The 22,469-nt window shown below is 42.6% G+C and carries 22 protein-coding genes and 1 pseudogene; 9 read left to right on the top strand and 14 right to left on the bottom strand.

Going from position 1 to position 22,469, the window contains the following annotated elements:
* The first annotated feature begins 269 nt into the window (after positions 1 to 269).
* Positions 270 to 1,091 (top strand): alpha/beta fold hydrolase, encoded by an 822-nt coding sequence (locus C0J08_RS06430; protein ID WP_212655278.1) that lies wholly within the window; start codon positions 270 to 272, stop codon positions 1,089 to 1,091.
* Positions 1,092 to 1,196: 105 nt separating this feature from the next.
* On the opposite strand, the gene C0J08_RS06425 is transcribed toward C0J08_RS06430, so the two are convergent.
* The 10 genes from C0J08_RS06425 to arfB form a co-directional block, all read right to left on the bottom strand.
* Positions 1,197 to 2,993, bottom strand: a complete 1,797-nt coding sequence (locus C0J08_RS06425) for a bifunctional lysophospholipid acyltransferase family protein/GNAT family N-acetyltransferase (RefSeq protein WP_212655277.1) — start codon at positions 2,991 to 2,993, stop codon at positions 1,197 to 1,199.
* 2 nt (positions 2,994 to 2,995) lie between these two features.
* Positions 2,996 to 3,448 (bottom strand): hypothetical protein, encoded by a 453-nt coding sequence (locus C0J08_RS06420; RefSeq protein WP_212655276.1) that lies wholly within the window; start codon positions 3,446 to 3,448, stop codon positions 2,996 to 2,998.
* A 24-nt stretch (positions 3,449 to 3,472) separates the two neighbouring features.
* Positions 3,473 to 3,916, bottom strand: coding sequence for a YHS domain-containing (seleno)protein (locus tag C0J08_RS06415; RefSeq protein ID WP_212655275.1), 444 nt, complete (start codon positions 3,914 to 3,916; stop codon positions 3,473 to 3,475).
* 19 nt (positions 3,917 to 3,935) lie between these two features.
* On the bottom strand, positions 3,936 to 4,691 hold the full coding sequence (locus tag C0J08_RS06410) for an NRDE family protein (RefSeq protein ID WP_212655274.1): 756 nt from the start codon (positions 4,689 to 4,691) through the stop codon (positions 3,936 to 3,938).
* Positions 4,691 to 5,248: a hypothetical protein gene (locus C0J08_RS06405; RefSeq protein WP_212655273.1), complete on the bottom strand. Its 558-nt coding sequence runs from the start codon at positions 5,246 to 5,248 to the stop codon at positions 4,691 to 4,693. The genes C0J08_RS06410 and C0J08_RS06405 overlap by 1 nt, the downstream gene beginning before the upstream one ends.
* A gap of 58 nt (positions 5,249 to 5,306) precedes the next feature.
* Positions 5,307 to 6,440 (bottom strand): D-alanine--D-alanine ligase, encoded by a 1,134-nt coding sequence (locus C0J08_RS06400; RefSeq protein ID WP_212655272.1) that lies wholly within the window; start codon positions 6,438 to 6,440, stop codon positions 5,307 to 5,309.
* Positions 6,437 to 7,018, bottom strand: a complete 582-nt coding sequence (locus tag C0J08_RS06395) for a DedA family protein (protein ID WP_212655271.1) — start codon at positions 7,016 to 7,018, stop codon at positions 6,437 to 6,439. The genes C0J08_RS06400 and C0J08_RS06395 overlap by 4 nt, the downstream gene beginning before the upstream one ends.
* Before the next feature lie 174 nt (positions 7,019 to 7,192).
* Positions 7,193 to 7,396, bottom strand: a complete 204-nt coding sequence (locus tag C0J08_RS06390; protein WP_212655270.1) for a DUF1289 domain-containing protein — start codon at positions 7,394 to 7,396, stop codon at positions 7,193 to 7,195.
* An 85-nt stretch (positions 7,397 to 7,481) separates the two neighbouring features.
* Positions 7,482 to 8,759: an O-acetylhomoserine aminocarboxypropyltransferase/cysteine synthase family protein gene (locus C0J08_RS06385; protein WP_212655269.1), complete on the bottom strand. Its 1,278-nt coding sequence runs from the start codon at positions 8,757 to 8,759 to the stop codon at positions 7,482 to 7,484.
* Positions 8,760 to 8,865: 106 nt separating this feature from the next.
* Complete coding sequence (gene arfB, locus C0J08_RS06380; protein ID WP_212655268.1) at positions 8,866 to 9,279, bottom strand: alternative ribosome rescue aminoacyl-tRNA hydrolase ArfB; 414 nt, start codon at positions 9,277 to 9,279, stop codon at positions 8,866 to 8,868.
* Positions 9,280 to 9,420: 141 nt separating this feature from the next.
* Here arfB and hisA point away from each other — a divergent pair, with 141 nt between their 5' ends.
* Positions 9,421 to 10,182, top strand: coding sequence for a phosphoribosylformimino-5-aminoimidazole carboxamide ribotide isomerase (gene hisA, locus C0J08_RS06375; protein ID WP_212655267.1), 762 nt, complete (start codon positions 9,421 to 9,423; stop codon positions 10,180 to 10,182).
* 224 nt (positions 10,183 to 10,406) lie between these two features.
* Entirely contained in the window at positions 10,407 to 11,192 is a 786-nt protein-coding gene (locus C0J08_RS06370) for a hypothetical protein (RefSeq protein WP_212655266.1), read from the top strand.
* Between the two features lie 78 nt (positions 11,193 to 11,270).
* Here the strand turns inward: C0J08_RS06370 and C0J08_RS06365 are convergent, their stop codons facing one another.
* Positions 11,271 to 11,738, bottom strand: coding sequence for a hypothetical protein (locus C0J08_RS06365; protein ID WP_212655265.1), 468 nt, complete (start codon positions 11,736 to 11,738; stop codon positions 11,271 to 11,273).
* A 155-nt stretch (positions 11,739 to 11,893) separates the two neighbouring features.
* Here C0J08_RS06365 and C0J08_RS06360 point away from each other — a divergent pair, with 155 nt between their 5' ends.
* Positions 11,894 to 13,243 carry a sigma-54 interaction domain-containing protein gene (locus C0J08_RS06360; protein ID WP_212655264.1) on the top strand — a complete coding sequence of 450 codons (1,350 nt, stop codon included), beginning with the start codon at positions 11,894 to 11,896 and terminating at the stop codon, positions 13,241 to 13,243.
* Between the two features lie 48 nt (positions 13,244 to 13,291).
* Here the strand turns inward: C0J08_RS06360 and C0J08_RS06355 are convergent, their stop codons facing one another.
* Entirely contained in the window at positions 13,292 to 13,564 is a 273-nt protein-coding gene (locus tag C0J08_RS06355; RefSeq protein WP_212655263.1) for a hypothetical protein, read from the bottom strand.
* Positions 13,565 to 14,387: 823 nt separating this feature from the next.
* On the opposite strand from C0J08_RS06355, the gene rsgA reads away from it, so the two are divergent.
* From rsgA to C0J08_RS06340, 3 genes are all read left to right on the top strand, one after another.
* Positions 14,388 to 15,365 (top strand): GTPase RsgA, encoded by a 978-nt coding sequence (gene rsgA / locus C0J08_RS06350; RefSeq protein ID WP_212655262.1) that lies wholly within the window; start codon positions 14,388 to 14,390, stop codon positions 15,363 to 15,365.
* A gap of 178 nt (positions 15,366 to 15,543) precedes the next feature.
* Positions 15,544 to 16,086, top strand: a complete 543-nt coding sequence (hemG, locus tag C0J08_RS06345; RefSeq protein WP_212655261.1) for a menaquinone-dependent protoporphyrinogen IX dehydrogenase — start codon at positions 15,544 to 15,546, stop codon at positions 16,084 to 16,086.
* Between the two features lie 55 nt (positions 16,087 to 16,141).
* Positions 16,142 to 18,010 (top strand): cation:proton antiporter domain-containing protein, encoded by a 1,869-nt coding sequence (locus C0J08_RS06340; RefSeq protein ID WP_212655260.1) that lies wholly within the window; start codon positions 16,142 to 16,144, stop codon positions 18,008 to 18,010.
* 37 nt (positions 18,011 to 18,047) lie between these two features.
* Here C0J08_RS06340 and C0J08_RS06335 read toward each other — a convergent pair whose 3' ends face one another.
* Complete coding sequence (locus C0J08_RS06335; protein ID WP_212655259.1) at positions 18,048 to 18,416, bottom strand: Fis family transcriptional regulator; 369 nt, start codon at positions 18,414 to 18,416, stop codon at positions 18,048 to 18,050.
* A gap of 258 nt (positions 18,417 to 18,674) precedes the next feature.
* Between C0J08_RS06335 and argC the strand changes: the two genes are divergently transcribed.
* On the top strand, positions 18,675 to 19,613 hold the full coding sequence (gene argC, locus C0J08_RS06330; RefSeq protein ID WP_212655258.1) for an N-acetyl-gamma-glutamyl-phosphate reductase: 939 nt from the start codon (positions 18,675 to 18,677) through the stop codon (positions 19,611 to 19,613).
* Between the two features lie 536 nt (positions 19,614 to 20,149).
* On the top strand, positions 20,150 to 21,586 hold the full coding sequence (locus C0J08_RS06325; protein WP_212655257.1) for an SLC13 family permease: 1,437 nt from the start codon (positions 20,150 to 20,152) through the stop codon (positions 21,584 to 21,586).
* Position 21,587: 1 nt separating this feature from the next.
* Here C0J08_RS06325 and C0J08_RS06320 read toward each other — a convergent pair.
* Positions 21,588 to 22,403 (bottom strand): annotated as a pseudogene (locus tag C0J08_RS06320) (TauD/TfdA dioxygenase family protein).
* Between the last annotated feature and the right edge of the window lie 66 nt (positions 22,404 to 22,469).

Genomic DNA, 22,469 nt, shown 5'->3' with positions numbered 1-22,469 from the left:
GATCAAGATAAAGAGATTGAAAGAAATAAGTAGTAATAAAGATGCGTTTATTCAGCAAAATAACGCAAATGGCGTAGGCTGACTATAAAATGATCGGCACACTTGTACCTAGACAATGTATAATCGACAAAAGATGAGTCACTTTTTTATCCGTAAAGCCTTTTTCTTATTTTGGACCCGAGTTCATGAAATTCCTGTCGAACACCACATACTTTTACGGCAAGCTGTGTTTAATGAGTCTTTTGGCATTTTTCTTAGGCGCTTGCTCTATGCCAGAGGAAATCCAAGAAAATGAAGACATCGCTCAACAAGTCCTAAACACCCCAAGATTGATACAACACCATGTGTTGTATATAAAAGGCCCTGATGGTGACTTTAAACTCCATTACGTCAATAGCGACCCTAGCGAATCCGCACGTGACACCATTGTCTTTGTGCACGGCACACCGGGAGACTGGTCATCCTTTGCTCGTTATTACCAAGATAAAGCTTTAAAAAATGACTTTCGTCTTATCTCTATCGACAGACCCGGTTGGGGCAAATCGACATACGCTGGAAACTTCCCAACGACGCTACAAATTCAGTCTAATATGATTGGACAAATGTTGAAGAACATTTGGGAGCACAATGGTAAGCGAAAAGTTATCTTAGTCGGCCACTCTTTCGGAGGCTCGCTCGTACCAGTATTAGCAGCAGATTACCCTAAATTTGTACGAGGTGTCGTTATTCTGGCAGGAGACTTAGAGCCCAAACTAGCAAAAGCACGTTGGTACAATACGTTACTAGATTGGATACCTAGCTTTTTCATTCCAAACGAATGGAATCACTCTAATATGGAAGTGTTAGATTTGCGTAACAGCCTAGAAGAAGAACAAAACAAACTCAGTAAATTAACAACACCAGTTACTATTCTTCAAGGTACTGATGACAGCTTGGTGAATCCGGCAAGCGCGACTTTTGCCCCTAGTTTATTTAAAAGTAGCCAGTTAAAAGTAGAATGGCTCGAAGGTGCTGGGCACCTAATCAACTTACAATATCCAGATACGGTGATCAAAGCGATTCGCGAAATGAATATCCGTAGCAGCCAATAAAACCATTTTAATAAGAACCCTGCCTAAGAAAATAAAAGAGATTGATAGCGCTTAACAAACTATCAATCTCTTTTCATTTACCCTTGTGATTTTCATCAACACACACTAATTATCCGATAAATATTCTTCAGCCTCATTTCGTCCCATGTATTTCGCCAAAATGGCCAACGGCACGTCTTTTAAATTCACCACAATCAAACCATCCAAGGTGTTATGAAAGGCTGGATCCACATTGAAACACACCAATTTTCCGTTCATTTTTAAATATTGACGAATCAACACTGGAAGGCCTTTGCCCTGCTCCATTCTCGATAATACGTTAGATAGCAGGGTTACACTGGCTAATGACGATAATAAATTGGGTTGCCAAAACACGGAGCCACTGTTTCTAAGAGGAGTCGAAGGCATCACCAAGCTGGCTTTTTCTTTATCATAATAATGAACCGATAAGGTCGCCGCGATTAACTGGCGCGCGGCATGACTGTACTCATTGCTGATACTCACAGGGCCAAATAAATTCGTGTATTTGGGGTTGCGATAGGCAAAAGTCGCAATGCCTTTCCATAGCAACAATAAAGAGTTTAAGTTCTTTTGATACTTCCCTGCGACAACAGACCGACCCATTTCAATGCTTTGCCCTAAACTATCGATAAAGGCTTGGTCGTAATGAAACAGGCTGCGAGAGTACAAGCCTTTTAAACCATGTTGTTTAACCAGTTTATCCACCAGCCCCATTCTGTAGGCACCGACGACTTCTTTATTGCCATGATGCCAAACAAAAAGCTGGTGGTAATACAGGTCATATTCGTCGACATCACAGGCCAAACCACTGCCTTCCCCGACAGCACGAAAGTTCTCTTCTCGTATGCGGCCAATTTCTTGAATAAGCAAAGGGATAGATGATGTTGGGGCGTAATAAACACTGAACTCCCCCTGCTCCACGAGCTTCATTTCACTAGGAAGACTGGCGATTTCGCTCTCTAATAGATCAGGGTTTATAGCGGCAATAATGGGCAAATCAATTTGCTCTGTGTGAGCGACAGACTCTTGATCCTGCTGCGGGCTCATTAAATAGGTGTTTAAACGTAGATAACTAACAAGGTCTTGATTGTTATCAAACTGTTTGAGTTCTGAAAATGGCATCGCACTGCCAATGGAAATATCAATCACTGAAGACTTTTTGTTTAACAACTCTCGCCCCAGCATTGCCGTTCTCAATAAGGGGTGAATTCGACCTGCTTGATAAAACAGTTCGCTATTTTTGCCGTTGATAAAAATAGGAACCGTAATCGCCTCACTGCGCTTCAAGAAATTCGCAACAGACTGACTCCATTCAATGTCCGCCAATGCCTGTTTTTCTTTCGAATTATCTGATGATAAACCTTGTGATGGTTTCGCATAGGTAGACACTTCCCCAGCAGGAAAAACAATCAACACCCCGCCCTCGGCCAAATGTCGGTGGGCATCACGAACTGCCTTGCCATTCGTCCGCTGAGCGGTTTTGCCACCGAATACATCCACACCGATAAACAAATCACTGATTTCAGGCAAACGCTTGAGCAATTCATTGGCCAGCACTTTCACATCACTGCGCACTTGCCCAACCAAATCCGCCAAAACCACACCTTCAATCGCACCAAGGGGATGATTGGCGACGATCACCACAGGACCGTCTTTGGGGATCTGGTCGACGCTTCCTTTGGCAATCGAATAATCAATGTCCAAAGCTTCTAAGGTGTAACGCATAAACTCAAAAGAGTTTTGGCTACTTGGCCTTTGTTGATACAAACGATCTAATTTAGCGAGTCCTGTCGCCCATTCAATAACAGATTCCCCTACACCAAATGGTGTCACTCTTTTTAAGCGAAACGGACTTGGCAAACGAACAGGGCTGGCTAACATAGTTAGGCTCCTCTATTTACAAGCTTGTTTAACGTGCCTTGTGGTGCTCGAAGATCTCGCATTGATAAAAACAAAGCGCATAACCAAACCAAACACGCCATGGCGAACAGCAAACCACCATCGTTACCAACGATCTCACCCACTTCATTGAACTCAGGCATGACCACCCCCAATGGTGTGAATAGATGAAACAGAATGGCACCACTCATAATGCCCATTGCCATCAAAGCACCCAGTCCATGCCATCGACTAAACAACAAAATAGAAGCAATCAATTCAGCCACACCAATTATGTAGCCACCGTATTGACCAAAAAATGCCAATCCAGACCAAGCGCCCAGCACGCCAAAGATATGGTCGGTTTCATAGGAGCCGGTGAATTTAAAGAACAAGGACTGCACAAATACAAAAGCGATAAACACCGTTGGTACATATTTCACGATTTGCTTATTCATCTCGATTAACCTTATTTTTAAGTATTATTTTTTATGGATTAGCGTTGGCCAGTTGGCATCGGCTTGTTTGATGTGCAAAGCCGGATCTTGGTCCCACTCGCGCTTAACGTTTTCGTCGTAATTCAGGTAGAGCTTGCCATCGACAATCGCCCAATCTTTCGGGTCAGCTGACGCAAAATCGTTTTTTACAGACACCGCCCAAGCGCAATAACCGCCATATTGCGGCGCGTACTTTTCAGGTTCTGCTTTGAACATCTCGAGGTGTTCTTGAGAAGCGAAATACCAATCTGCGCCTTTGTATTCGGTAACAAATTCATCACTGCCTTTGATCGGTTTATGGTCAGTGAAATAGGCCACTGTGTCGTAACCACTCAGGGCTTTGTTACTAAAGTAGCCGGTGTAAATCTCATCTTGCGCTAGGGCAAAACTGCTTATAAACAAGGCAAAAAACATCATTAAACGTGTCATAACAACTCCTGGATTTTGATTAATAAGAACCACTAACGAGAGAAACCTTTTCTTGAAAACCATTGTCTTGAAAACCATGACTCTGAGACGCCAAGGCTTGTGGCGTTAAATGCATACACGGAGATCCCGCTACATAGGTCATCTGCAAATCGTTTTGACTCGCTTGAATGCGTGTGAAGCTCACGGTTTGAGCATCTTCTCTGTGCATACAAACCGAGAAATGAGACTGTTCTGGATGGTGCTGAGAATGAAACAGCAGCAAATCGTCAGCGCATGTGACGGTCAGTTCGTCATAGACGGATTGTCGATAGGCCGTGACACTGTCTAATGCCACTGCAGACGAAAAATGCGGTGATTGGGCATAAAGAATCGATGCGTTTTCACCATCCCATTGAAACTCTCTAACCTTGCTATTACCCAGTTCAAAAGCCAGCAAGGTAAAAGGGGCAAACTGTTGCAGGTCAAGCTGAGCAAACTGCCATTCAATTTGAGCAAGCCCTATGGCATTGGATAATTGCTTGACCAGTTGCCCACGGCTTGTCAGTTGGCCTGATGGCGTTTTGCCTTGATAGTTATTGAGCAAACACAAAGACACTCCGGCCTCGTTCAAGCTAATCCAGCTGCCTTTGCCCACAGGATCAATCGGCATGAGCACTTGGGTGCCTTGCAGAACAAAAGACTGAGGCGACAAGGCGGGAGTTCGTGTTTTTTGCTCATCACGATTAAAAAACAGCTGATAGCCAGATTCGTCAATCCACCAAGAAACCGAGCACATTATGATTGCCCTCGTAGAAATGTTGCGGTGGCTGGGGCAATACCAAAATCGTCATCGATGCTTTTATTCATTAAGCTGGCGGCTACTTTCACCATGGCAAAATGATGATTGGCATGCAGAGCAGCAAAGGTAATTTCACGCTCTAATGTGGATGACATAAGACAAGCCTGAGTGTGTGACACAGAGACTTCCGTCAAAATACTCACGCTTTTTTTCAGCTGTTTATCCGATAACCCCACCAACCAATGGTGTAAGCGTGCGATCTCTTCCAAGGCAACCGAGCGCGAGGTTTCCACCGCATGACCGCGACGACGCTGGTTATAATCAATCACGATTCCCGCTTGATACACGGCATGAAAGACATCTAACCAATGACGAAAATGCTCTCCAATAGAACTGTTCACCACAGGCTTTATCGACGCTTGATAAGACTCGTCATCTAGCATCTGTAAACAACGAGAAGCCTGATCAAACACCTCAAGACAGCCTTGCACCACGGGTGCGTAAGTTGCGGCTGGCAACTCACTTATGTCTCTTTTCTTTAATACCGGTTGCATCTTCTTTCCTTCCAATACGGCACTGAACCAAAACCTAGAATTCATTTAAAACGGCGTTTTAATCTGTGCTGGGGTAATGTTGAGTCAGGCTTTTTTCTTCACGCCATGCTTTTAACAGGGAGCGAATCGAGGGGGATCTAAAACCGCGTTTTTTCTGCAAAGCACCAATCTCGAATAAGATTCGGTACTGTTTTAAAAGGGTGCTAAAAATCTCTGAAAGCTTGGTATTGCGATCCCAAATATGGGTCGCTTCACTGCTGGCGCCATTCATTTCTAAAATGGAAAATTGCTCGCCTGCCATAAAGGATTCGATATCAGCAAACTTGATGTCTAAGCGCCCGTAGTAGTAACCCTCCACGTCTTTTAGAATCTCATCCAATTGGCGAGTTAAGGCTTCTGTGATGTATTGATTGCCATTGCGAAAGATCGATCCACGACTGTGGCTGCCAGCAAACGCTAGGGGGTACTCTTCCCCTTCGGCGGGGATCCAATCCAGCTTTTGCGTATGACGTGGGAAATACAGGTGGGTTAATTGCCCTGCACGAGGACAGCGCTCGATCAGCTGTTTCAAGCTGTGTGTGCCATCACCAACGACACTCGGAGCGTATTTCAATGTGATGGAAATAATTTCGCCCTGCTTACGCCCTGGGTATCGAACATAAAAAACACCCGCTTCCGCTTGGTAAGGCGCTTTTCTTTGCAAAAGAAACTGCGCAGAAGAAGGGAATGTCTCTATATAGTCCTGAAGCTGATCAACGGATTTCAGTAATTTGACGCCGACACCACGACAACCTAAGTCAGGCTTCGCCACGATAGGGAAAGACAACTGAGCCTCTGTCATGGCTTGAAGAGCGTTTTCTAACTGAATTGCTGAGCTTTGTTGCGTTTTCGTCAGAGTAATAAAAGGCTCAATCCATTGCTTAGCGAATGGACCTGCCAAATTCAAAATATCCGTTTTCGATTCGCCCACCATGCCACTGAGCTTGATGCTGGGATTGGCAATTAGTGGCAGGCAAACATCCCCGTGACGCAGCCCAAGAAGCAAACTCTGCGCTACCACAGGCGCATAAAAGAACCAACTTGGCATGAACTCATAAGGTGAAATACTCGTCTCTTCTTCTATTTGAAGTAACGGCATTCCTGCATTAATTTTATTCGGCGCAATGAACTGCCCCTTTACCATGACGCTCATGACATACCTCGTGTAAACGATTTATTGAGAAAACGATTCATTAAAAACAACAGGCCAAAAGCCACAGGAATTAGCAGCCATTTCAGCTCGGACAATGACATAAACACATGGCTGCCAACTTGATAAATCAAGGTGAAGACCAGCAAGGTCCAAATAGACGTTGCAAGCAAAACCGCGCTAAAAAAGACGGGTAATGAGATGGCCAAAAAGCCACTCAAGGTGAAACCAATGGTTCGTAAACCAGGAATAAAACGGATAAGAAAAAGGTTCGCAAAAGCCCGTTGGGTCAGCTTTTGCCTAATCACCTTAAAAGAAGAGTTGCTCAATGCCCGATAACGCAACCAGCGAACTTTTCGGGTATATCGCCCTAGCACATATAAACCCAAGTCTCCTGTCGCAATACCGATAAAAATCGACATTAAGGCCAGCGATGGCAGCAAATCCCCATTGGCAGACAACGTCGCTGCGGTGGCAATGGCTAGGTCTTCAAGTAAATAGGACAAGAGCACAATACCAACACACAATAATGTCAGCGATGTGTTGCCAGAGGTTAGCCATGTTTGAAGTTCTGCTATCAAGGTAAATCACCTACCCGCATTATCTAAAAACTTGGAAAGATCCAAGTGCCCTTAAATTGTTTCTGGGAATTAGACGTGGGTAGATATGGATTTATTACAGCAAAATTAAAAAACGTTAAATTAAATGGCGCAGAAAGTTAGAAAGAAATAATAGAAGATAGAAATGAAAGAACACTAAGAGTATTTGGCGTCGTGTTTCTGCTTTCGCAGAGCACAATTTGCCAACACGTCTTGCTTTTGAGCGTGTGTCGATTTTTGCCAATCCATGATTTCCGTAATACTTCGAAAGCACCCCATACAAATATCCTCGGCATCAAGACAACATTGTCGAATACAAGGACTTTGAGTAATTGGATCTTTATCCTGATTAACGGCCATGAATATCAACTTACTCTGGTGGAATGAAAAAAGGGCTACCAGAGTAGCCCTTTTAATTGTTAACTAATCAAAGTCAGCCTAGTTATTAAACAGTAACTTTATCTAACGCTTGGCTAATGTCGGCAATGATATCTTCAATGTTTTCAATACCAACAGAAATACGCACCAAGTCTCGGCTCACACCGGCTTTCGCTAGCTCTTCATCGTTTAACTGACGGTGAGTGGTGGAAGCGGGATGACAAGCCAATGATTTTGCATCACCAATGTTCACTAGGCGCAATACCATTTGTAGTGAGTCAATGAACTGTGTACCTGCTTCGATGCCACCTTTAATGCCAAAGCTTAGTACACCAGACGCTTTACCATTGGTAATGCGTTTGCTCATTTCGTTGTATTTGTTATCAGGCAAGGCCGCGTAATTCACCCAATTCACTTTATCGTGATTCTGTAAAAACGCCGCCAGTTTTTCCGCGTTAGAGCAATGGCGCTCCATTCTTAGACCTAGCGTTTCCAGACCTTGCATGATCAAAAATGCACTGTGCGGAGACAAGGCAGAACCCGTGTTACGTAGTGGTACAACACGGCAACGACCGATATAAGCCGCTTCGCCTAGTGCTTCTGTGTAAACCACATCGTGGTAAGAAGGATCTGGCTCATTCAACATTGGGAAACGTTTTTTATTCGCTACCCAATCAAACTTACCAGAGTCAACAATAATGCCACCTACGGTCGTACCGTGTCCGCCAATGTATTTTGTTAAGGAGTGCACCACAATGTGCGCGCCCAATTCAAAAGGACGGCAAAGGAATGGCGTGGCCACTGTGTTATCTACAATAAGTGGAACGCCGTGCTTATTGGCAATCGCCGCTAGCGCTTCGATGTCTACAATGTTGCCTGCTGGGTTACCAATGGACTCACAAAAAATAGCGCGAGTGTTGTCATCAATGGCCGCTTCAAATCCTGCTAGATCATCGGCAGACACCATGCGTGTTTCGATACCTTGTCTTGGGAAGCTGTGAGCGAATAAGTTGTATGTGCCGCCGTAAAGCTGGCTGGTGCTGACAATGTTTGAACCTACATCACAGATGCATTGCACAGCATAAGTAATGGCTGCCATACCAGATGCCACACCAAGAGCAGCGATCCCGCCTTCCATTGCAGCAACACGTTGTTCTAAAACATCCGTAGTTGGGTTCATGATACGAGTGTAAATATTGCCCTGAACTTTCAGGTCAAATAAGTCAGCACCGTGCTGAGTATCATCAAAGGTATAAGAAGTCGTTTGATAAATCGGTACAGCCGCCGCTTTTGTCGTGGCTTCTGACGTATAACCGTGGTGCAATGCTAGTGATTCTAGTTTCATGTTAAGCAAACCTATTTTTTATTATTCCAAAGAAAGTAACCCCATCATATTACAGGGCTATGGCACTTTAGAAAAACAAGTATTGCTCATTTTATGTAGTATTTTTTTAATCCCAGTTGCTACGACGCAAACTTTTGATTTGGCCTTTTTGCTTTTTCTTATCAACGCGTTTCTTCTGCGATGAACGAGATGGCTTGGTCGGTCTGCGTGCTTTTTGAACACGCACCGCCTCAAGAATAAGCGCTTTTAATCTTGCCAATGCGTCTTCTCGGTTTAGCTCTTGAGTACGATGTTGTTGGGCTTTCAGCACGATATCGCCATCCTTAGTCAGACGAGAATCGCTTAACGCGAGCAAGCGCTCTTTATAAAACTCAGGCAAGGAAGACTCAGCGACGTTAAATCTAAGATGAATGGCTGAAGACACTTTATTCACATTTTGCCCGCCTGCGCCTTGCGCTCGAATAGCGGTCAATTCAATTTCGTGGTCTGGGATCGCCACGGCGAGGGTTATTTGCAGCATGATGGTTGCTTGTTGTTTCGCTCTATTTTTAATGATCAGCGATTATAACAGGCTTAAGAAGTGTTTGCTTAGGTGCATCGTTTCTAGGTAAATTATCAGTTACAATCCCTGTTTTATTTTCAGACTATATAGGAGTTTTTTGTGACCCAATTCCGTCCTTGTATCGACCTACACCAAGGCAAAGTTAAGCAAATTGTTGGTGGAAGTCTAAACGACAAAGGTGCCACAGAGAACTTTATCAGCGAATACAATGCAGAACATTACGCCAATATGTATCGCGAACACGGCCTTATTGGTGGTCATGTCATTGCCTTAGGCAAGGGTAATCAAGAAGAAGCCTTAAGCGCCCTACGCGCTTATCCAAATGGCTTGCAGTTTGGTGGTGGTGTGAACAACAGCAACGCGGAAAGCTACTTAAATGCTGGCGCTTCCCATGTCATTGTGACCTCCTATTTGTTTGAGAATGGTGAGTTTTCTTGGGATCGCTTAGATAAAATTAAGCGTGAGACTGGGACTGACCGCTTGGTATTGGATTTAAGTTGCCGCCGTACAAACGATGGCTGGTATATTGCGACCGATCGTTGGCAAACCATTACCTCCACTCAAGTCAACCAAGAAAACCTTATTGAATTGGCCAACCACTGCGATGAATTTCTTATCCATGCAGCCGATGTTGAAGGCTTGCAAGCGGGCATTGATGAAGACTTAGTTACTTTACTCGGCCAAGGTTGCCCCGTTGCGGTGACCTACGCGGGTGGCGCACGATCTTTAGCTGATTTAAAACGAGTTCATGAGTTGTCTAATGGTATAGTGGATCTAACCATTGGTAGTGCACTGGATATTTTCGGCGGTCAAGGCGTTACCTTAGACGAGTGCATTTTGTGGAACCAATCTCAAAACTAACCCAGTTAAAGAGACAAGTATTTTACTTGTCTCTTATTCTTCGTCATTTATTTCACAGCTTTACACAGTATTTTTCAGCAAACCCCTTTGCAACTTTCTCTTAATAAAATACTCTTTCTCGACATACAATCCGCCATACCTCATACTTGGTAACTTATATTTCATCAAGAGACTCTTTGCACAAAACAGCGAGCATAGAACTCAACTAATCTTAGGATTTTTCAATGCCAACATTACGCACTGGCCTTTTACTTGCAACGCTTTTACTTAGCGCTTGTTCGATGCCATTTTTACCAAAACAAGAGCACAACATCGCTCAAGATACTACAGAACAAAAACTCACTGAAAATACTGACGATACAACGGCTGCAAAAGCAGAACCTGCCGTTAAAGAGAATAGCTCCGTAACAAAAACAGAACTCAACAACGAAAATGATAATAACCGCGCTAAACTTATTGAACAATTTGCAGCACAAAAGCAGCTTGCTAAAGCGAACTATATCGAATTAAAAAATCGTGTGGGAAAAGCTACTGAGCTGCCTCGCTCATTAACAACGGATTCATTAAATTCACAACAAATTAATGACAAAATCCAGCAACTTCGTACTTATATCAGTAAAACAAACACCGAACTGGCAACCCTAAATGCTCGTGTTGAAGACCGTCAAAAAGTTGCCATACATGGGGATTTGATACGTGTGTTCCTATCTGAAACCACAGTAAAAGACAAAGAGAGCAGTTTTAAAGCCCAACCCTTGGTGGGTCAATGGGTTCGAGGTGAAAGTCGGGTTATTCGCTTAAAAGACAATTTTTTATTTGAAAATCCGAAGTCTGCCGACTTAAAAATTAGTTTTTCAGAAAGCTATCAACTTATCGTTAATAACCAAGTTATTGCGACCATCAACCCAAATAGAGAAAAAAACAGCGCCCGCTTTCATGTCGCAACAGAAGATACCAAAGGCAAGATTGACGGCCAATTAGATTATCGAATCATTGGTGATAAAGAGTAATTAAGCAGCTCAGAAACACATTGAAGTATTTCTTGATGCGTTTCTGAGCTTTATTTGCCAACTGTATTTATCAATGTTTCACAAGAGTTTTGCCGTAAGACGCTTTTGCTTAACGCCATCCAACACAACCTGAATGCAAGCCAGATAATCTACTATCATATTGATATATTTTTCATTTTCTAAAAGTCTCACCGATCTGCTCATGCGCTTTACAACTTGCCAGTTGACACTCATTATTCGACTAGGCGCGTATTTATCCGGTGATTTTAGTGCCGCTAAATACGCTGTTGCGATATAACCCGGCTCTGGATTCATAGTTCCAGTATCTTCAGGAATAGAACCAACACTCAGCAATAAACGCTCAGATAAGCGACGATACAAAGATGACAACTTTTTAAAAACATGCTTGTCTAGCGTATTTGCTACTCGACCACTCAATACTGAGTTGGCAAAAAAACCATCAAAACACATAGAAATCATGTCACACAAAATGCGTGTATCCGAGTTTGGGTAGGTTTTTTTTATTGATCTATGGTCTTCAAGCATAATGGTTTCCTTTCAAAAAAGGGTGAGCTTTGTGCAAATAAGGATAATTAAGCCAGTGTTTAATGCAAAGTTACAGCAAAAGGCTAGGTAAGCCTTATCTTCCTATGATTTCATTACAGCTATAAATTTTTACGTTTGAAACAGGGAAAATAATAATGTCTTCACCAAAGCTTTTTATGCATGTTCAAGATCCATTATTAGCTTCAAATCTACTTTCTTTAAACGGCGTTCGACAATTCGAATTAAACATCAGCCATCAAGACGAAAATTGGCTAGATCAATTGTCCGTCAGCCAATGCGATGTTGCTCTTATCGAAGTCAATTCACTACATGATGTTGCCTTAAAAGAGCTGATAAACAGCGACCTTCTGTACCAAACCGAGTTCGTATTTTTCAGCAAAGGAGAACCAGACCCAATACTCGATTCTCTAATGCGTAAAGGTGCGGGGTTTCATTACCGCGAACCTTACAATTTAAAATTGATCGAATCCTCGCTAGAAGAGCTGTTTTGTGAGCTAAATCGCTCTCAAGAAAACAGCCATACTCAAACCAGCTATTTAGACCAATTTGGTTTATTAGTCGGCTCCTCTACCGCCATGCACTCTCTTTACCGCACGATACGCAAAGTTGCAGCCACTAAGGCCAATGCTTTTATCATGGGCGAAAGTGGCACAGGTAAAGAACTTATCGCCAATACTCTGCATGTATTTAGCCAACGCGCCGAAGGTCCTTTTGTGGCAATAAACTGTGGCGCACTCAGCCCAGAACTTATCGACAGCGAATTATTCGGCCATGTAAAAGGCGCATTTACTGGAGCCCATAAAGATCACCAAGGCGTTTTTGAACAAGCCGAAGGTGGTACGCTCTTTTTAGATGAAGTCACCGAGATGCCCTATGAACAGCAAGTAAAACTGCTACGTGTACTTGAAAGCGGTGAATACAAACCGGTTGGCTCTCAACAAGTCAAAATGGCTAATGTGCGCATTGTTGCAGCAACAAACCGCACATTAAGTGATGCCATCCGTGACGAAGTCTTTCGTGAAGACCTCTATTTCCGCTTAGCTCAATTCCCTATCATGGTCCCTACTTTACGTGACCGTGAAGGCGATGCCTGCGGCCTTGCTCAACACTTCCTGGCTTATCGAAATACCCAAGATGGTCTACACAAATATTTTTCCGAGCAGAGTCTAGAAAAAATTAATCACTACAGCTGGCCTGGCAATGTTCGTGAATTAAAGCACGCCGTTGAACGAGCTTATATTTTGGCTGATGCCATCATTCATCCTGAACATCTTGTTACCAATGATCTTAGCGATCAAACCGTAAACGACGAAACCGCAGGGATTCCCATCGGTATGCGTCTAGATGATTTAGAAAAAATTGCTATCTTAAAAACGCTGAAAAACAATCAAGGTAATAAGACAGATACAGCCAATCAACTGGGTATTAGCGTCAAAACCTTATACAACAAACTCGATAAATACGACCATACCGATTTCTCATAAAAAAGAGTTAGAAAAAAGGCCGATCACTCGGCCTTTTTTCTATTCATTTTAGCAATCCGTATCTTTGGCATTCATGCCTTCTTTAGCTTCTTCACAGGTATCTTCAATGGCGTTACCTGTGTCAGTGACAGTATCTTCGATTGACTCACCAGCGCTGTTTAGCGCATCACCCGCGTCATCCATAGTTTGCTCAACAGCATCACCAGCATTGGACATTGCGTCTTCTACTTTGTTGTCATCAGAGCTCTGATCACATGCCGCCAATGTACCAGCTGTTACAAGAACCAAAGCCGTATTTAGTAGAGTACGTTTAATATTCATAATGGTAACCTCCATTTAGTTTATAAAAGTTTGGGAGCCATCATTGTGGTCTATACCAGCAGCCCAAATAATCAATTCAACAACCCTAAGAAGAAAATTAACCTTTCTGTTGTTGATTTCACTTAGTGTATTGCGAAGCACGTGCCAACTTTTAAAAATAATCATAACCAATTGATTTTTAATGGTTTTATAAGAAATAGGTGCGTAAAGAGCACTGCTAAGGCATGAACTAACAAGTAGTTTTTACAAAATTACTCGGTAATAGTTTCCGTCGAGTAATTGTAAAGACGCAAACAATATGACCTAACAAAACACAGGGTGAAGAAACCGAAAAATAACGAATAGCGTATTAATTAATCGCCAACCAGGAGACAGACCCATCTCTTCCCCATCAATTTTCTAATCAAGATTAGTTAGGCCGTTTTGCTGTATAGGGTAAAATACCGATGCGTAGATAAAAACCTATTTATTAAGTAGGAAAAACCTTCATTGTATTACTAAAATAATGCCTAAAAACGAACATTAAAAGCAGTATAACGGCATTCAAATCTAGGCTCTTTGTTATCGTTTAATAACAAATATCTTGTTGCTTTTTCCATATAAAAACACCAAGCATAAACCTTTTTTATAACAGTGATATTTCTGTTTGTAGCTTGCTCACACTGTGCTAATCTCGCAAATTAACACGGCATTTTTTATGCTTAATACAAAGTGTTTGTTAACTTTCTGGCTACAACATAATCATTCTTTTTATGTTTAGTGATACTAATCGAAGCATATAGCTTCTTATTTACGATAGCGTATTTCGCTTGGGGTAATGTTAATGGATTCCACGCTTACTTTATTGGATCTAGGCTGGCAGGCTTACTTTCAACAACAGTTATCATTGGATGATTTAGAATCTAACCGTATTGCTCGTATATGTTCTCATCAAAATAGCCGCTACGAACTTGCGAGCGAGTTTGGTTTGGTTACTTTGGAAGATCATGCTGATATACCAAGCATGGTTGTGGGTGACTGGATTATAACGGATGCAGAAAATAACTTTTTGCGCCTCTTAGAGCCAAGTTCTGTATTTGAAGGTATCGCATCTAATATTGATACGGTGTTTTTAATTTGCGCTATGAACCAAGATTTTAATTTGACGTTAATTAAGCGCTATTTAGAACTAACTCATGAAGCACAAGCCGATGCCGTTGTGATACTTACAAAAGCAGATACTTGTGATGATGCCGCTGAAAAACGCGCTCAAGTTGAGAAACTTGATCCTCTGTTAATCGTAGAAACGGTAAATGCTTTAGACGCTGACAGCCTACGCTGTTTGTCACCCTTTCTTAAAAAAGGCAAAACCATTGCTTTGCTTGGTGCAGTAGGCTCGGGCAAGTCAGCCTTAATCAACACCTTGATGCAGACCACCAGCGATGGCAAAGCACAAAGAAACATTAGTCAGTCAGGCTCTTTAAAAATCATGCCATCCGGCGCCATTTTGCTAGATACTGAAGGTATGCGTGAACTTCAACTTGCTGAGTTTGACAGCACAGCTATTGCCAACTTCGCTGACATTATTGCATTAGAGAAAGAATGTCGTTTTAGTGATTGCCGCCATCAAGGTGAGCCAGGTTGTGCTATTAAAAGCGCAGTGAAAGCAAACCGTTTAGATGAACAACGTGTCGCTGACTTTATGCTGCTTCGCAATGAAGATACTGATGACGACCAAATCACTAAGTCTAAACCGCAAGAGAAGTTTTATCGTAGCGCGCAATCTGATGTCCGTGCGAGAAAGCATAGTTCAGCTGAATAGTCTGACTATCTAATCAATGCAAGCGGCTTGGTTAAACTAAGCCGCTTTATTAAGAAAAAAACGTTCAAAACCTGTAACCATCCCCTCCACCCTTTACAGCAAGCGTCTTAGTGTTTATAACAAGTCCAACACATTTTTTACCTTCCAAACTTAATTGAGGCAGCTTTTCTGAATCACCATGTCTAATATTTTATTGATTTTTTCTACTACAGACGGTCACACAAAAAAGATAAGCCTAAAAATACAAGCCATCATTGAAAGCAAAAGTCATTCCGTCACCCTATTACCGATAGAAGAAGTAACAAGTGAAAGTTTGGCAAGTTACGACAAGGTCATCATTGGAGCCAGCATTCGTTATGGCAAACACCAAAAAACCGTTGCAGACTTTATTGAACAAAACAAAACCTTGCTTGAGAGTAAACCTAGCGCGTTTTTCACTGTCAACCTCGTTGCTCGTAAACCTGAAAAATGCCAACCAGATACCAATCCATATATCATTAAATTCTTAGACCAGCTGAATTGGCAGCCGGATCTACAAGGTGTTTTTGCAGGTAAACTCAATTACCAACAATACAAATTTCTCGACCGTAATATGATTCGTTTCATTATGTGGATGACAAAAGGGCCAACGGATCCAAATACCAACTTAGAATTTACTAATTGGAATAGCGTCGAGCAATTTGCACAAGCAGCGAGCGAAATGCGAAAAAGCGACGATTAGTACTTTGCGATAACAGCCTTAATCTTTATCTATGGTTATTTAAGGAAGTCATAAAATGACCGACGCTCTGCTATTAACTTTTGTTTTTCTCATTGCTGGGGTCATTGCTGTTCCAATCGCTTCTCGTCTTGGGCTTGGCTCTGTCTTAGGCTATCTTCTTGCTGGCATTATCATCAGCCCTATTCTGACGCTACTTCAAGTTGATATCGTATCTATCCAGCATTTTGCCGAACTTGGCGTGGTTATGATGCTTTTTCTAGTTGGGTTGGAACTCAACCCGAAAAAGCTTTGGGCGTTAAAATCTAGGTTAATCGGACTCGGTGGCGGACAAGTCGCGCTAACTGCTGTATTAATTATGGGAGTTGGCATGTTACTAAACCAAGATTGGCGCACTAGCTTAGCCATAGGTTTGATACTAGCATTGTCTTCCACAGCCATCGTAATTCAAACCTTAACGGAAAAGGGCTTGATGAAATCCGATGGCGGACAATCGTCTTTTTCAGTGCTATTGGCTCAAGATATTGTCGTTATTCCAATGCTGGCCTTTATTCCACTGCTTGCCACACCAGAACTCATTGAGTCACTAAGTCATGCGAACGATTTGGCTCAGACAGCTAGCCACTCAGCGTCATTGCTAGACGGATTAGAAGCATGGCAAACCGCTTTAGTCACCATAGGGGCAATTGCTACCGTGGTTTTAGGTGGTAGTTTCTTAGTGACGCCCATTTTTCGATTTATCTCGGTTGCCGAGTTAAGAGAGTTATTTACCGCAACAGCTCTGATGTTTGTCATTGGCACCACGTTATTGATGTCTTTAGTCGGGTTGTCACCGGCTTTGGGCGCTTTCTTAGCAGGTGTCGTACTTGCCAATTCACCTTACCGACATGAATTAGAAAGCGATATCGCGCCCTTTAAAGGACTGTTATTAGGACTTTTTTTTATGACTGTTGGGGCCGGCATTAATTTCGCCCTACTCTTTGATCACTTCTTATCTATCCTTGGCTTAACCATTGGGTTAATCCTTATAAAAGCCACAGCACTCTTCATTTTAGGTAGAATTTTTAACATTCGTGGCTCGAACAAATGGCTGTTTGCTTTAGGACTGGCTCAAGCGGGTGAGTTTGGCTTTGTGTTGTTATCCTTCACAGTTAATAATGCGGTGATTTCCAAAGAAGTTGCCGACATTTTGCTCTTGGTCGTTGCATTGTCCATGTTGTTAACACCAATGCTATTCATCATTTATGACCGGATAATTGCACCTCATTATGCGGCCGACCAAACCGCAGGAGCGCACGACAATTTCCCCGATGATAATAAAATCCTCATTGCCGGCTCTGGACGAATGGGCAGCACAATAGACAATCTTTTACGCCTTGCGGGGTTCCATTCAACAGTCATAGACTTCAGTGTCAAACGCCTTAGAGCACTGGAACGTTTTGGCGTGAAAAATTACTTTGGTGACGCCACTCGCCCTGACTTGCTAAAAGCGGCAGGCATAGATGAAGCTTCGTTGCTCATTATTGCCATTGATAATCCGGAACACACCACCAAACTCGTCAAATATGTCAAAGAGCATTACCCTGATTTACATATTATCGCGAGAGCTTTTGACAATAACCACGTATACGATTTATGGGCATCAGGCTGCCGAGATATCATCCGAGAAAACTATGACAGCAGCCTTCGTATGGGACGCTCTGCCTTCGAGGCGCTAGGTATTTCTCATCATAAAGCCGAACAAATGATAGACGTGTTTAACCAACACGATAAAGTATCTATGGTAGAAGTAGCAGATGCTCATCAAATCGGCGTGCCTTTCCATGAAAACAGCGTCTTCATCGATCGGCTGAAACAGTACCTTGAAGAGAAAAACCCGCAACTTCAAAAAGCCATGAAAGACATTCAACAACAAGCCGAAGAGTGAAGAATTCGCCTCTAAGGCTCAGTGATTTGAAATGGACTTAATGGAGCGTCATATTATTTTTTAACTTGGTAAGCCGATCGTTCCACTTACCACCGTGAGCGTGCTCGCACGCTTCTTCTGTATCAAAGCTCACCTGCTGGCGAAGTTTGTTTACTTTAATATTGGCGTTATTTAACTCACCACTTATCAGCGTATAAAAATCATCATCTTGTTTAGCGGTAATGGCTTTGGACAAAGACTCATCCGTATCGAAAACACAAATAATCCGCAGGGATTGAGGGAACGCATTATAGTTCACTAAATGGGTCAGCCAGACAAAGCCATCCACCGAACCCAATGCCGCTTCACACACATTGGTTAAGGCTTCACGCAAGGCATTATCAATTTTCTTATCGGACTTTTTCATATAAACACATAGCTGATTTAAGAGCGGGAAGTGTAACCTGTTGTCGAATCACAACCAATATGAAGAGCCCTTCTACCATGGGTAATAAAATGCTTTTTTACCCATTACGCGTTTCTATCAACTGTTCAGCCGCTGCTCGATGCATTACACTATTTGCCAACACATAAAACATAATTCAAAGATTTGATAAAAAGCAACGACCATTCAAAAGGGCTGCTTTTACTTTGATTTAGAACATCCAATAAGGAATTCCACGCTGTGAAAAAAGTATTTATTGATGGCGAAACAGGCACCACTGGCCTTCAAGTAAAAGATCGTCTGATCAACCACCCAGGTATTGAAATCATCAGCATCGACCAAGATAAAAAACGCGATGTAGAAGAAAAGCGTCGCCTAATGAAAGAAGCTGATGTTACCGTGCTTTGTCTACCTGATGATGCCGCTAAAGACAGTGTTGTTTTGGCGAAAGAAGAAGGCTGCCGAATTTTGGACGCCAGCTCTGTTCACCGAGTAGCAGAAGGCTGGGTGTATGGTTTGCCTGAATTAGATGCCACACAACGCGACAAAATCAAACAAGCACAGTTTGTTTCAAACCCTGGCTGTTACCCTACTGGCGCGATTTTACTATTAAAACCTTTGATCGAGGCTGGGCTACTCAGCGCGTCTTATGATTACTCGATCAATGCGGTTTCTGGCTACAGTGGCGGTGGTAACGCGCTGATTGATCGTTATGAGAACACCGACAATGCCCCCATCTTTGGTGCTTACGGTTTGTCTTTCAATCACAAACATTTGCCCGAAATGAAAAAATGGTCAGGTTTGGATAACGCACCTATTTTCGTACCTAGTGTCGGTAACTTCCGCCAAGGTATGTTGACCTTCTTGCCGGTTCAGCTAAAAGACGATGTTACGATGGAGCAGCTGCAAGCTAAATTAGCCGAAGTGTACGCTAATGATACATTTGTCACTGTAAATGGTTTTAATGTGGTAGCAGATAACGCAGCACCATTTTTAACACCGCACGGTTTAGAAGACACCAACCAAATCGAATTGTCGGTACTTAGTGAGCCTGGTAACCAGTCAGGCATTTTGGTTGCTAAACTGGATAACCTTGGTAAAGGGGCTTCTGGTGCAGCCGTGCAAAACCTAAACATCATGTTAGGTTTTGACGAAGCAACCGCTGTTAACCTTCGCTAAAACAAGGTTGCCTTAGTTGATAAATCAACTAAGGCAACTGTAATTCTGCTGACTTTCTTTATGTCCCTTATATTTATAAAACTTACTATAGACTCTCTTTTCTTCGAATAAGCTCCACATTTCTTTTTTTCTCAGCATCAATATGTCAATAGAGCCCCTCACTTCCCGTAGCATAAGAACCTAATGCGACAATCGAAATAAAAGCAGCGAGAAGCGTCAATTACATACATAAAATATTCCTTGACCTCAAGTCGACTTGAAGTATTAGTATGTCGTTAACCTTGAGCCGAACAAACAAAGAACAAACTATTCATTCAATATTATTCAAAGAGTCCTTTTCTATTTTGATTATTTTGGTTCACTCAATGGTGCCCCTGCGTTAGATGAATACCTGAAATCCATTAGAAATCAAATTTCCAATGAACACATGCGCATTTCTAATGAATACAATTAAAGCACAGCGAATACAATAAAGAGCTTTACCTAACCACTGCCACGCTAAATTTGCAGTGATCAAACTATCTACTGGAACTTTTATGAAAAATCAAAATAACCCTGCTAATACTGCAAGTGTGGATGAGAAGGTCAACCAGCAAAGACCAAGAAAACCCAGTTGGCCACTCTATTTGATTTTAACCATAACATTTATTATTACGGTAGTTTCCAATCAGTTTCTAACACTTTCCCAATCTCTAACTGCTGGACTTTTGTTCATCTGTATCGCATTTTGGGCAACCTCTCTGGTACCGGCTTATTGGCCCGCTTTGGGATTGTTTGCGTTTGCAACGGCCACCCAAATCGCCCCCAACCAAGTTATATTTGCTGGCTTTGAGTCATCAACATTTTGGCTATTATTTAGTGGTATGGTATTTGGGGCAGCCATTAATCACACAGGAATAAACTCTCGTGCCACTCGGTTGTTAATGCTAGTGCTTGGTAATAGCTACCAAGGCACTATCATCAAAATCGCTTTGTTCGCCATGGGATTAGCTTTTTTGATTCCATCTGGAGTGAGCCGTATCGTCCTCATCATTCCTATCATTGCCTCCCTTGCCGATCACTTTGGCTATGAACAAGATTCTAATGGCCGAAAAGGTATGTTGTTAGCGGCGGCCTTCGGTACCTTTTTGCCAGCCTTTTACATTTTGCCAGCAAACGCACCGAACATGCTGTTATCAGGCATGATCGAAGCCTTATATAAGACCCCCATTTCCTACGGCGAATATTTACTACTGCATTTCCCCATTCTAGGGTTTGGAAAGCTACTGATGACCATAGGTGTGATTTTATGGCTGTTCCCTGATAAAGCCCCAAGCCAAGCTATACAAGCCACTATCGAAAAATCGGCTATGTCGACAATAGAAAAGCGCTTGTTAATGGTGCTTTGTGTGTGTTTTGCCTTCTGGTTCACCGACTCATTGCATCATATTTCTGCCGGTTGGGTTGGACTGATTGCTGCGTTAGTTTGCTTATGGCCGAATCTTGGCTTAGTGGCCAAAAACAGCATAGATAAAGACATCCAATATGGCACGCTATTATTCGCTGCGGGAATTATTGGCTTGAGTGCCATCATTGCTTACTCTGGATTGGGTAATATTTTGGTGAACTATTTAACCGAGGTAATTCCCTTCACCCAAAATGCCCCTTTACTGAATCTGAGTTTGTTAACCTTTATTTCGACTTGCATAGCCGTGGTGACCAACTTAACCGGCGTTCCAGCCATCATGACACCAATGGCTGGCCATCTTGCCGATATCACGGGCTTATCAAACCAAGCTGTCTTAATGACTCAGGTGTTGGCTTTTTCCAATGTTTTATTACCCTATCAAGCTCCACCACTTATCACTGCGATTGCATTGGGTAATTTGTCCATCAGTGCGGTCACTAAGGTGTGTTTAGCTACCTTTGCGTTAACAAGTTTAGTATTGCTGCCAATCAACTTTCTATGGTGGCATATTCTAGGAATGTTTTAAGCTAACCCTGCACCGTTACTCTATGCAGTTTTCTCGGTTCATCACCATAATCCGTCACTGCAAAATGTTGTGTGGCTCGGTTGTCCCAAATGGCTACTGAGCCTGGTTGCCATTGAAAACGCACATGAAATTGATCTTGTCGCGCTATAGCGAAAAGTTGATCTAATAAAGCACGACTCGCCATATCGTCCAAACCTACCACGGCACGAGTAAATTGCTCATTGATAAACAAAACTTCTTCATGGGTTTCAGGATGACGAGTCACCATGGAGCGAACAATAGGAGGATATTCTTGAGACTTTTGCGCAATGCGGCTATTGCCCGAATCGTCTTTTTCATCATAACGGCTGCCTTCAAAGGCATGCAGCCCATGCCGTGTTGCCATTTTACGATACTTAGCTTGATCACGTTGCGATAAGCTCGAAAACACAGCCGCCATGTTACACTAAATAGTATCTCCACCTTTTTCTGGTAGATATTGAGCATGCAAAATCGAACACTTCGGCGGTACTTTCTGCCAAGTCATATCAGTATGCCAAAAGCTCTCTCCCGGCGGATTGCCACGCGACGTCTCGATGATAACGACTTGATCACTCTCCTCTAAATGAGGAAAAAATGGATGGGCTGGTTCCAGTTCACCAAAGCGTTTGCCTAGCGCAAGGTGTTGTTCAGGAGACAGGTTTTGATCCCGAAAAAATAAAACTTTATACCGTAAAAAGGCACGATAAATTTCTTCAAAATCTTGTGTCGTCAATGCAGATAGATCTATTCCATCTACTTGAGCGCCTAGCGCTTGCGCCAAAGGGCGAATAACCATATTAAAACGCCTTTTCTACAGGACTCATTTGCAAACTCACCATCCGAATTAGCAAAACATCCGGCA

The organism is Marinomonas sp. CT5 (genome assembly GCF_018336975.1).
GTDB lineage: Bacteria > Pseudomonadota > Gammaproteobacteria > Pseudomonadales > Marinomonadaceae > Marinomonas.
This window is presented reverse-complemented; position numbering and strand designations above follow the sequence as displayed.